7 protein-coding genes are annotated in these 12,798 nt (G+C 35.3%); 4 read left to right on the top strand and 3 right to left on the bottom strand.

Features of this window, described 5'->3' with window-relative positions; genetic code table 11:
- The first annotated feature begins 138 nt into the window (after positions 1–138).
- Positions 139–1,713 (top strand): FAD-binding oxidoreductase, encoded by a 1,575-nt coding sequence (locus K6119_RS18050; RefSeq protein WP_221834882.1) that lies wholly within the window; start codon positions 139–141, stop codon positions 1,711–1,713.
- Between the two features lies 1 nt (position 1,714).
- Here K6119_RS18050 and K6119_RS18045 read toward each other — a convergent pair whose 3' ends face one another.
- Positions 1,715–3,784 (bottom strand): vWA domain-containing protein, encoded by a 2,070-nt coding sequence (locus K6119_RS18045; protein ID WP_221834883.1) that lies wholly within the window; start codon positions 3,782–3,784, stop codon positions 1,715–1,717.
- Between the two features lie 104 nt (positions 3,785–3,888).
- Here K6119_RS18045 and K6119_RS18040 point away from each other — a divergent pair, with 104 nt between their 5' ends.
- From K6119_RS18040 to K6119_RS18030, 3 genes are all read left to right on the top strand, one after another.
- Positions 3,889–4,788, top strand: a complete 900-nt coding sequence (locus tag K6119_RS18040; protein WP_221834884.1) for an EI24 domain-containing protein — start codon at positions 3,889–3,891, stop codon at positions 4,786–4,788.
- A gap of 23 nt (positions 4,789–4,811) precedes the next feature.
- Positions 4,812–6,191, top strand: coding sequence for a tetratricopeptide repeat protein (locus tag K6119_RS18035; RefSeq protein WP_221834885.1), 1,380 nt, complete (start codon positions 4,812–4,814; stop codon positions 6,189–6,191).
- 98 nt (positions 6,192–6,289) lie between these two features.
- Positions 6,290–8,539 (top strand): thrombospondin type 3 repeat-containing protein, encoded by a 2,250-nt coding sequence (locus tag K6119_RS18030; RefSeq protein WP_221834886.1) that lies wholly within the window; start codon positions 6,290–6,292, stop codon positions 8,537–8,539.
- Here K6119_RS18030 and K6119_RS18025 read toward each other — a convergent pair.
- The gene (locus K6119_RS18025; protein WP_221834887.1) at positions 8,525–9,778 is read right to left on the bottom strand and encodes a TCR/Tet family MFS transporter; all 1,254 of its coding nucleotides are present in this window, start codon (positions 9,776–9,778) and stop codon (positions 8,525–8,527) included. The genes K6119_RS18030 and K6119_RS18025 overlap by 15 nt on opposite strands.
- Before the next feature lie 42 nt (positions 9,779–9,820).
- A complete protein-coding gene (locus K6119_RS18020) occupies positions 9,821–12,712 on the bottom strand; it encodes a T9SS type B sorting domain-containing protein (protein WP_221834888.1) in 2,892 nt (963 codons plus the stop codon).
- Positions 12,713–12,798: the final 86 nt, after the last annotated feature.

Raw genomic sequence — 12,798 nt, 5'->3', positions numbered from 1 at the left:
GCTACATTTTTAAGCAGTGATTATAGTTCAAAAAACTGATTATAAGGAATAACTGATATTTATCTGATTTTAAATTGATATTGTACACTTCTTAATAATTTGTTTGGTTCTAAATTCACCTTTTAATAAATTCATCTCATGACTGCTACACCTAAGAAAAAAAGAGGACTAACTGAGATAATTCTTACCAAATACAGAGGAACCTTTGCAACGCTTGTGTTACTACCTATGTCATTTTGGTATAACCTCTATTTGAAAAGCAAGAGCAAGATTACATTAATGCTCAGCAGTGCTCCAAAATTGCATGATAAAAGAGTGAAAAATGTTCAGGATCAGTTAAAAGCCTGGAGAGAAAGCGGTAGTAAAGAGCAATTAACAACAGGAAGATCTGGTTGGTTCACCATGAGCGAGTTGGTTCCGGGGTATAAAAAAACGAACAGAAAGATTTATCTCAACATGAGAGATATACTTGAAATCAATGAAGAAAAACAAACTGTTAGAGTGGAACCTCAGGTGGATATGGGCCAAATTTCAAAATACTTGAATAAAAGAGGCTGGACTTTAGCTGTACTACCTGAATTGGATGTACTTACAGTTGGTGGTTTGGTGAGTGGTTTTGGGATTGAATCATCAAGTCATAAATACGGATTGTTTCAGTATATCTGTGAATCATTTGAACTAATAACTCCAGATGGAGAATTGATAAAATGCAGCAAAACGGAGAGAGCAGATATTTACGCAACTATTCCCTGGTCATATGGTACCCTCGGATTTTTAGTAGCCGTAGAATTAAAGATTATCCCTTCTAAGAAATATGTGAGATTAGAATATTATCCTCAAAATTCACAAGACCAAATAATTGATGAATTTGAAGCCTCCACAAGAAAACCGGATGAGATTCAGTTTATAGAAACGCTTGTGTATGCTAAGGACAAGGGAGTGATGATGTTGGGTAATTTAGCCGATAAAGTTGGTAATGACGGAAAGAAAAATGCCATTGGCAGATGGTACAAACCGTGGTTTTTCACGCATGTACAAAAAATACATTCAGACAATAAAAAGGTTGTTGAGTATATTCCTTTAAGGCAATACTATCACAGGCATACACGTGCCTTATTTTGGATGATGGATCAGGTTATTCCTTTTGGCAACAAGGCCTGGCACAGATTTTTATTTGGATGGGCCATGCCTCCTCAAATGTCTTTGATGAAGTACTTTGAAACGGAAACCACCAGAGATTTAAGAGAAAAACATTCAGTAACTCAGGACATGCTGGTTCCGATTAGCAAACTTAAAGCATCATTGAATCATTTTCATGACAATTTCAATTTATATCCTTTATGGATTTGTCCCATGGCCGTATATGATCATGATAACAAAATTGGATTCATTCACCCTTATAAAAAAGAAGATGGCACTTTAGATGAAATGTTTGTAGATATTGGTACTTATGGGACAGGTACAGTAGAAAATTTTGATGGAAATGAAGCCCTTAAAAACTGTGAAAAATTTGTGATTGAAAACGGTGGTTATCAAGCAATGTATGCCAAATCTTTTATGGATCGGGAACAATATCGTACCATGTTTGACCATAGTTATTACGATAAATTGAGGGAAGAAATACCTTTTGTAAAAGAAGCTTTTCCTGAAGTGCACGCTAAACTTGCCAAGAGAATTGCTCCTTTAGAGTATAAACGTTTAAAGAAAAAGTGATTTAATAAGCCCCGTTATATTTACGCAAGAACCATTCTGCAGAAAGCAAAGCAACTATTAATAACAACAGCCATTTATAGTCAATCAGGTCATCAAATGATCTTTCTTGATAAACAACCGTAACTAATTCATCTCTATTTTGAATATCTGATGATAATTCATCCAATTGAGAAGGAATATAAAAAGCGCCACCTGAATTTTCAGCAAGATTCATTAATAGCCTATGATCAGCCTGATTGTTTAAAGATTCAATTTTAACTTCACGCACTAGGAAAGTTCCTTTTTTCTCGTAATTAGCTCCTTGAAATGATGTGGATGCCTTCCACTCATAAATTCCTTGAGGAAGTTTTCCTAAATCCAATTGGTAATGTTTCCCAACTCTAACAAAATAGGGCTCAAAAGTCTTTCCTGCTTCATTAGTGTATTCAAATTTTACTTCAGGTTCATTTATCAGATCAAATGACTTGTTATATAATTCAGCTTTTACAACTACATTTTCACTTTCTGAGTATTCATTTTTAAGATGAACCTTGAAAGGATCCTTGTTCTCTTTTACTGCCAGGTATGTTATAATCTTGCCTATGAAATCTTCGAAATTTGTTGTACTACCATTTCTACTTTGATCGTGTAATCTCCAACGCCAAATTCCTTCACCCATTATAACTCCTATTCTACTATTGTTTTTTTGAGTAAAATAAATCAAGGGCTTATCCAGAATAATGTTTCCAATTTTTTGATAAGCCAAAACGTTGCTTCCTCCAGAAAAATTGAAATTACCAAATGGCACTTGCAATGGCGGTGCACTGTTTAACATCCTAACTGTTTCAGGACTTAGTAATATGTCTTTGAAATTGGAATTAAGTGTAAATCCAACTTCTTCTACGTCTGTTTTATTACCAGAAAATCCAATCTTAGCTGTTTCAAGTGCCCTAATATTTGAGTTGTTACCTACAATAAACAAACATGGAACACTTCCTGAGTTGATAACATCATTAATATTTTGGTTGGTAGGTTGATAATTATGTAAGATGATTAAATCATATTTGCTTGTCTCTTTAACTTCATCAATCGGCAAGACATTTACTTCATAATTTTTATTATTCTCTATTACATACCTCAATGCAGAAATGTCCGGATGAGGGCCGTTATGCGCAACCAACAATTGTTGTCTTCCATCAATTACTTCCACATAAAAATTAGATATGTTATTAAGTTCAGAAAACTCACGATCCAATACAGTTGTTTTAACAGTGTATTTCTGGTATCCAATTTTACCAGCACTTAAGATATAGTCCAATGAAATTTGCTCTTCATCTTTAGAAAGTTTTACTGTTTTTTCACTGATTAATTTATCAGACTGGTAAATACCAACTTTTACTGTTTCGTCTTTACATTTAGTATGAGCGATATTAACCTGGACCGGGAATTGATTTCCTAAAAACGCAATATCATTGTGCTTTACAGATTCAATCTTAAGATCCTTGACTTGATTTGTATCGCCTAAGCCAACTGTAAATACAGGAATAAAACTTTTGCGGGCTATTGCATAAATTGGATTAGCTCCTGAATTATAAATACCATCACTTGCCAAAACAATAGCGCCAATGTTTCTGTTGGTGTACTGATCAAAAATCTGATTAAAAACAAGTGACAAATCGGTTAACTTTCCACTGTAATCGGCATTTAGACCTTCATTTAGCACATCAGAAAAGTTGTACTCAACTACCTCAAATTCTTCACCTAAATCTGCTGAAAATTGCTTTAATTGGTCAAGATACTCTCCTTTATAATAGGCCGAATCATTGTTCAATAAAATGGATTCTGTATTGTCCTGAGCAATGAAAACAAGCGGTTTTTCTTTTCTGTCGACAAAGTTTTCTACTATTATTCCAATCAATAACATACATATCAACCAAACACTAGCGAATCGTAGAAAAGCCATTGTTAAGCGAATGTTTTTTTTCACATCTGCCAGCAATTCATCTTTACGATAAAGAAAAAATGCATAACCAAATGCTATGACTGTTGCCAGTATTAACCAAGCCGGATGATATGTAAAAATTAGTTTCAAATCGAATTCCCGATAAAATTAACAAATACTTTGCATGATGAATTAAATACGTTCATGGTTTTATATTAGTACATCATTTGTATTTTTACCTGCAAATAAATTGAATGAACTTTTTTAAGTTATATGGATTAGGTATTAAAAACTACTGGCTAGGAATCAAACTATTGATTCAGCATAGGCTTTACTGGTTCATACTTTTCCCAATTGCTTTGTTTGTTTTAATTTTTTTAATTGGAAATTACTTTGAACAAGTAGAGTATTCTATCAGCTCAGATGTTCAACAAAACCTCAGTACAATTGACTCCATAAATGGTTTAATCTGGAAAACCATCCGAATTATATTTTTTGACCAATTGCACTACATGTTTACCAAGTTCACAATGTATTTGGTAATTATGTGCCTTGCACCAGTTTTGGCTTATGTATCTGAAAAAGTTGAAGAAATCATTACCGGAAAAGTTTACAAATGGAACTTCTTTCAAATAGTAAAAGATATTAAAAGAGCAGTTGTTTTAAATACCCGATTGATATTGGTGGAATATGCCATTATACTAATTTTACTGGGGATTGGAACTTTAATTGGAGGACAGGTTAGATTCTATATTGCCTTTGTTATTCCTATCATCATTGGTTTTTATTTTTACGGATTTGGATACATTGATTACATCCTTGAAAGGAGAAGATTAGATATAAGACAATCAATTCATTTTGTAGGCCGTCACAAAGGTCTAGCTTTTGCTCTGGGTAGTATTTATGCTAGCTGTTTCTTGAGCTTTGATTATGTGTGGCGAAAATTTCCTACTGTTTCAATTGACAATGCATCTCAAATATTTTGGGGCACAATTTTGGTAGTTCTATTTATACTAGCCGTTTCTGCTCCTATTTTGACCATTATATCTTCAACCTTATCCATGCATGAAATTGTAGATTTATCTACCAATGAATTTTCAGTAAAAAAGGAAGATAAAAATGGTGTTGATGAAAATGCCGATAACGCAAATTAATTATATTTGATCAAACTTTGAATATGAAAAAGATTTTCAGTTACTTAATGTTCTTGTTCATCAGTACAACAGCATTTTCTTTTAACCCACCTGATTCAACTTCAAATATCTTTGAAAAGGGAACCGCTCAGTATCTTATTTCTGAGGGTAAACGCTTGTACAATGAGGGTTCATACCGTGTTGCACTTGTAAAATTCAGAGAAGCGCTTGTAAAAGACAAAAATAATCCACTTGCTATTTATTGGGTTGGTGAGTGTCACAAAGTGTTGGGTAACTATGAAAAGGCCATTGAATATGTAACGCAGGCATTAGAAAAAGACCCTGAAGTGGACGACGAAAGTGGTTTTATCCTGGGTCAGTGTTACCAAAGAACAGCAGAACTTGATAAAGCAATTGAAAATTACAACAAAGTAAAAAGTAAGGTAAAGCCTTTACGTGCTAAGGAGTTGGACATTGATTTTTACATTGCTCAATGTGAAAGAGCAAAAGAAATGATGGCAAATCCTGTAAACGTTACTGTCACTAACATGGGAATGAGAATCAATTCAGCATTTGATGATTACGCTCCTACATTGGATGCTGATGGTAAAACCATTTATTATGTTTCAAGAAGAGCTGACAATAAAGGTGGTGGAGTAAATGACGCAGATCAAAGATATTTTGAAGACATCTACATTTCTCGTTGGGATGAAGAAAATAAAGAATGGTCAGAACCTTCAAATTCTGATGAAGTTGTGAGAAGAATGAACACAGAAGGATTTGATGCAGTTTCGCATATTTCACCTGATGGAAAATATTTATATCTGACGATAAATACAATGGCAATGGAAAAACCAAAGCCAAAAACTAAAAGTTCAGATATTTTTTACTGTAAGAAAAATACCAGAGGTGGTTGGAATTCTCCTAAAAGTATGGGAAAACCAATTAACACTATCGTTTTTGATGCTTCTGCAAGCTTAACTGCTGATGGAAACACAATGTATTTTATTAGTGAGCGCAAAGGTGGTCAAGGAAGGGCTGATATTTGGGTTACAAAGTTAAGTGGAAAAGAATGGAGTAAGCCTGTTAATTTAGGGCCAACCATTAATACTGCAGGTCAAGAAACTACGGTTTATGTAACACCTGATGAAAAGTATTTATTCTTTTCTTCTGATGGATTAGATGGTATGGGAGGATATGACGTATTTGTTTGCGAAAACAAAAGTGGACAATGGAGTGATCCTGTTAATCTTGGATATCCTATTAATACTGTTTCTGACGAAACTCACTTTGTTTATGATATTAAGACGAAATCAGGAATGTATTCTACTTTCTCTTCTAAAGAAAATCAAGGCGTTGGAGCTAGAGATATTTTCAAAGTTGATATGAGTAATTACACCTTTAAGTTTCCTGATAACCAGTAATTACACATAGCTATTCGTCGATAATTGTGAATAAACTACCGAATTTTAGTCAACTTTAGCTGGTTTTTCCCGTATATTAGATAGTGAAAAGTATTTTAGTGCGCAAAATATACTCATATTTCATTGTATTCCTGCTACTTACAGCAACCCACTCGGTTTCTGCCCAAAGTGGAATGGATACTCTTTCCAATGTATTTAGACCAAGAATTGGTCTGGGAGTTGGTACCATGACCTATTACGGAGAAGTTCAAAATTACCAAAAAGGCTTTGTTCCAATGGTTAATAGATATTATGGAATGGCGTATATCAATGCTCCATTGACCAAATATTTCAACCTTGAATTCTCTGCATCCTATGGTAAAATTACTGCTAACGAAAGAAGTTTGACTCAAAATTTAAACTTTCAGTCTCGCATTAGAATGGGAACAGTACAATTGTATTATAACTTCTATCCCTTTTTTACAAATAGAAGAGGATTGTTTCATCCTTTTGTTGGTGTAGGTATTTCATCATTTGAATTTCTTTCAAAAACAGATATGTATGACGCAAATGGTAATCAATATCACTATTGGTCTGATGGTTCTATAAGAAATCTTGCTGAAAGTGATCCTAATGCAATTAATGCGGTTGAAATACAAAGAGATTACACTTATGAAACAGATCTAAGAGAGCAAAACCTTGATGGATTAGGTGATTATAGGGAACAAAGCTTTGCAGTTCCATTTACGGCTGGTTTAGAGTTTCATCTTTCGCCTAGATGGGATTTTAGAATTGCTACTACCTGGCAGCCTACATTCACAGACTTAATAGACAATATTACCCCTGCAGGTCAAGGTGAAGAAAGACATGGAGATAGTAAAAAAGATAAATTTTGGACAACCTATGTTTCTTTAAGCTATGACCTTCAATTCCCTAAAGATGGAGGTAAATTTGATCCTTTAGATGATTCAGGATTAGAATTTTATGCTGATTTTGAAGAAAATGACTCAGATAATGACGGTGTAATTGATGCCTATGATGAATGTGCAGGCACACCTGTTGAAGCATTGGTAGATGAAAAAGGATGCCCATTAGACGGTGATGAGGATGGTGTTCCTGATTATATGGATGATGAACCTAATACCCCTGAAGGAAATTGGGTAGATGAATTTGGAGTTACTCTTACTGAAGCAGATATAGCTAAACACTGGAGAGAATACAACGATTCTACAGGATATGAGCACGACTTTATTGAGGAAAGGTTAGTAGTTCAATTTGGTAGAGAAGGTATACCGAGCTTTAATTTCGTACCAAGACCAAAAAAGGAAAAGTCTTATGTAGTTATTATTGGTAAAGAACATAAAGACATTTCTGCTAATGAACTTCATAAATATTTAGGTTTTAGAGAATTTAAAACGGAATTAAGAGGAGATACTGTTTATTATGTATTGGGAGAATATGAAAAAATTGAAGATGCTGTAAGCCATGCTAATTCATTAGAAAAAGATGGGATTAATGTAGAATTAATTGGTAGAGACGGAAGTGATACAACCAAATTTATTGCCGTAGATGAAAAGGTAATTGATAAAGTTGAAAAACAGAATGAGGAAAATAATTATGTTGCTCCTTCAATTATTGAAGAAAATAAAGATGAATTGGTTTTCAGAGTTCAATTAGGTGCATTTAAAAACAAAGTAGATCCTGAGAAAGCATTCCCTGGGGTTGAAGATGTTACACATGCCACTGGTGAAGATGGAATAACAAGGTATTATGGAGGTAAGTTCAGTAATTATCATGAAGCTAATGCCTACCGTAAAAAATTAATTGGTAAAGGATACAAATCTGCTTTCTTAGTAGCATATCAAGGAGGTAAACGTAAAACTCTTCAGCAATTGGGAATTGACCCTAATGATTTACCAGACAATTACAATGAACAAAGTGATCTAAACACATTTGTTGAAAAAGAGGATCCATTTGCAAACAACAACACCAACAATGATGGGAACAATGGAAACGACGGGAATAACGGTACAGACGGAAATAATGGAAATCCAGACAACCCTGTGGTAAATGGAATTGACATGACCAAAGTTAAGTACCGTGTTAAAATTGCTACTTATGAAGGAGATGTTCCAACTGAAGAATATAAGATCTTATTAATGATCAGAGATACATACGGGCAATTATTGCCAATTGAAAACTCTGATGGAACGACTGTATATTATTCTAACGATTTTAAATCAGTTGAAGCGGCGAAATCTGCAATAGAAGAGTTCAAAGGTCACGGATTTGAAAGTTCAGAAATGAGTATTCAGTATGAAGAAAAATTCTACACTGAAAGTGAATTCAACGCTTTAATCAACAAGTAAATCATCTACTATTTCTTCTTCATTGCCCAATGGTTTTTTCAAAGCCAGATATACTGCCATTGTAGCAAATAGTAATATGATTCCGCCTACAACGAAAGCCGCTCCAGGGAAATAATGTGTTTCAGATTTATCCGTAAACAAGTAAAATACACTACCGTAAAGTAAAGGCCCGATAATGGCTGTTAAACTGATCATACTGGTTAAAGCTCCTTGTAAATTTCCTTGTTCATTATCCGGAACAGCATTAGACATAATACCTTGAATTGGAGGACCAGCAATCCCACCAAAGATATAAGGCACTAACGCAAAAAATAACATTGTTTCTGAAATAGAAAACGCCAATAAAAACATCCCGGATGTCCACAACATAAAACCAATAAAAATGGCTCTTTTTTGTCCAAATTTCTTTCCTGCCCAGCCAACTAAAAATGCTTGCACCATTCCTACCAATAAGCCTACTACAGACAAGCTAACCCCATTCATAAACTCATCCCATCCAAATAATTCTTTGGTATAAAAAGTCCAGGTAACAGGCATTACTTGACCTCCCAGATGCACCAAGGTAAAAGCAACAATCATCAACCCCAAAGACTTATAATTGCTTAAATAGGCTAATGATACACCGGGAATGATCCTCTTAAACTGTATACTTCTTCTTTTTTCCTTAGGCAAGGATTCAGGCAAAATAAAAATCCCAAAAAGTAAATTCAAGAAACTAAGGCCGGCAGCTACTAAGAATGGAACCTCATAACCATACTTTCCAAAAATACCTCCAATAAAAGGCCCTAAGAAAAATCCCAATCCAAATGCAGCTCCTAAAAGTCCAAAATTCTTGGCCCTGTCCTCTGGTTTTGAGATATCTGCAATATATGCTGAAGCAACAGTATGACTGGCTCCACATGCCCCAGCAATAATCCTACCAACAATCAACAATGTAAGCGTTGGAGCAAATGCCTGGAAAACGTAATCTACTCCTAATCCTCCAAGGGCCAAAAACAATACCGGTCTTCTTCCATATTTATCACTCAACTCTCCCAAGATAGGCGAAAACAAAAATTGAGCTCCCGCAAATGCTATCAGCAAGGCCATACCCCATGCAGCATTTACATTGTTAGAAGCTCCCGTATGAGCTTCAATTAATTCAGGAATAACAGGAATTATAATAGCAACTCCCATCAAATCAATGAGAACTGTAAGGAAGATAAAAATTATTGATGCAGATTTCTTTTGCGTACTCATAAGTGATTAAATGAGCGGCAAAGATATATCTAAACTTTGATTTTAATCGCGGATTAACTGAACTGTACCTTGGCCTTTAAATGTGTCACCATTATCAGCAGTACCTGAATAAATGTAAAAGTAAACTCCCTCTTTACATTTACTTCCGTTCTTATCAGTACCATCCCATGTATCTGTGATGCTGTTAAGTTGCGCAACCTCTATTCCCCATCTATTTACAATAACACAAGTAAATTCAGAAATGGCAGTTGATACAAATTCAAAACTGAAGTAATCATTTGTATTGTCATTGTTAGGAGTAAAAATATTAACCGGTTCAAAATCTTGTAAATCAAAAATCGTAATCGGCACACAAGCAGTATCTGTACAACCATTTTTATTTACAGCCACCAAACAAACATTGTAAGTACCTGCAGTATTATAAGTGGTATCAAATTCTTCAAACCAGTCATGCGAAATTACCCATCCTGAACCAAAATCCCAGAAGAATGTTGTATCTGCATTTGGATTATTAGGATTGGCAAAATATTGAGATTGATTTACAAAATGAACGTCAACCGGAGCGGTTCCCTCCCACTCTGCTGTAAATTGAGAAGATGATAAATCAAAATCTGCTATTGGATTTAAAGAGTCAAGCTCGATAGTTTCTACTAAAACACAACCATTAGCATCTACCACTGTAATTTGGTAAGTACCCGGATTTAAACCTCCCCATGTAGTATTAGCAGTAGTTGTACTATCTTCCAAATTCATCCACTGGTATGTGTACCCAGGAACTCCTCCTGCTGCACCTACATATACAACTCCGTTTCCTGATTGATAATCAAACATTCTACAATATGCAGGATCTGACCCAAATTCACTTAAGTACAAAGAATCCGGGAATGGTAAGTCAAAATCTACGGTAGCGTTACAACCATTTTCATCTGTCAACAATAACGTATAACCTGTTCCACCAGCATTGCTTAACGTATCTTCTCCAATTCCATTACTTCCGGTATTTGGTGCCCACACATATGAAATTTGATTGTAAGATCCAGTGTAATTATAAACCGTATCGGCTATCGCCATTCCGTCTAGCACTCCATAACAAGAAGGAGGAATGATATTTAAATCTACATCTAATTCCAAAGGAGCCTGTAAATAAACTGAATCTATGAAAGTACAAGGAGTTTCATCAACAACCGTAAAATAGTACCAACCTTGAGACAAGTTATTAGCAGTATTACTATTTGAAATATTCACCTGATTACCAAGGGAATCTTCAATAGTAAATGTTACAGCACCATTATCGAACAAAATATTAATTGTAGCTGATCCATCTGAAAATCCATAGCAAGAAGGAGGATTGCTAGTAATAGTACCAGTAAGCGCACATCCATCATTCACATAAACCGTAATACATGCAGTATCTAAACAAGGAGCCGTTCCTGCAACATAACAAACATTATATGAGCCAATTCCCGCAATTGCAGGATCAAATTCACCTGTATTTGCATCAATACATGCTCCGCAATCGGCAAACCATGTTCCACCTGCTGGTGAAGAAGTTAATGTTTGTACACCATCACCAATTCCGTAAGGACCAGCAGGGTCAACGGTTGTATTAGGGTCTGCCAGCACATTTACAATTACACTATCTTCTGCAGTACATCCAGATATTTCTGTAGTTACATTGTATGTTACAGATCCTGGTCCAGGGGTAAATGGTGTACCGTCAATCACTCCATTGGTCCAAGTTAAGGTACCATTATCAGGATTGTCTGCAGTAAGCGTTACAGATGTACCTTCACAAACAGTTTGGTTATTTCCAGCATCCACGGAAGGAACAATAGGTGGATCTACTGTGATACCGTTTGTATTAACATTGTAGCATCCAGCTGAATCCAGCAACCATGTAGAGTAAAATCCAGGCCCCATATTGATCAAGACTATTTGCCCTGATCCATTTGCAGTATAAGTTGTAGGACCAACTGTGTTAGGATCTAAATAAGTTAATTCATAATCTGAACCTGGTGATAAACCAGAAATAGTTATAATTCCGTCCGGGTTAGCACATGAAGAAGAAGGTGAAGCCGTAAGTGAAAAGTTAGGCAACGAAACAGTAGTTATCAAAATAGAATCAATAGCCGTACAGCTTCCAGAACCTGCAGTTACATAATAATAATTGGATCCAGGACCAGGAGTAAATTGAACCCCATCCGTTACACCACTTGACCATGACAAAGGCACATTGTTAGGGTTTGTAGCTGAAAGCGTTATAGATGCACCATTACAAGTTAAAATATCAGCACCGGCATCAACAGTTGGTGCACCACCAGTTCCGCAGAAATCAACAGTAATATTGTCTAGTCTCCAGTGTTCAGTTCCTGACCAAGTTTGAGTTGTGATTCTGATTAAAATTGAATTTCCACCTTCAAAACAACCGGTAGAATAATTTGTCGAACCACCAACAATGTCGTCAGATTGAATTACATTTAAATCTGCACAAGGTCCTGCACAAAAAGATGAGTTAGCAGGTGTTTGCCAACCACCACCATCAATGTTATATTCTAAAGCAACCCAGTCTACAGCATTGCATCCAGTTCCACAACCTTCCATGTCATCATCCTCTTCAATATCAAAGGAAATAATGATACTATCACAACCTGAAATATCTATGGCTGAACTGGTTTCCCAAACAGCCGGTCCATTTGAATCTTGATTTTCAAGCTTTCCATTTACTACTTTGAAGTAGTCATTCCCATCTAAAGATCCTGTACAGGTTGCTGTCCATCCAACTCCCATGATATTATCAGTACCTTGAGTAGAATTAGTTCCTTCATTAAAAGTTTCAAGGAAAATTTGCGAGTAAGCGTTTGAAGTAAGCACTAAAACAAATAGTGCAGCTATCAATTTTGGTAAACCGCTGGTTACGGTGAATGATTTTGACATCATCATAGTTTTTTCAAGTAGTTCTTAAAGTTAAGAACTGTTTTGATTGTTAATGGTAATGTTTGCAGGTTATTTTAAATAAATTA

It is taken from the genome of Paracrocinitomix mangrovi, from assembly GCF_019740355.2.
GTDB lineage: Bacteria > Bacteroidota > Bacteroidia > Flavobacteriales_D > Crocinitomicaceae > Paracrocinitomix > Paracrocinitomix mangrovi.
Note: the sequence above shows the minus strand (reverse complement) of the source record. Positions and strands in the feature narration are given on the sequence as shown.

Bases quoted from the DNA above. Each gene is read 5' to 3' on its own strand.
- K6119_RS18050 (WP_221834882.1), top strand. From the start codon at position 139: ATGACTGCTACACCTAAGAAAAAAAGAGGACTAACTGAGATAATTCTT.
- K6119_RS18040 (WP_221834884.1), top strand. From the start codon at position 3,889: ATGAACTTTTTTAAGTTATATGGATTAGGTATTAAAAACTACTGGCTA.
- K6119_RS18035 (WP_221834885.1), top strand. From the start codon at position 4,812: ATGAAAAAGATTTTCAGTTACTTAATGTTCTTGTTCATCAGTACAACA.
- K6119_RS18025 (WP_221834887.1), bottom strand. From the start codon at position 9,778: ATGAGTACGCAAAAGAAATCTGCATCAATAATTTTTATCTTCCTTACA.
- K6119_RS18020 (WP_221834888.1), bottom strand. From the start codon at position 12,712: ATGTCAAAATCATTCACCGTAACCAGCGGTTTACCAAAATTGATAGCT.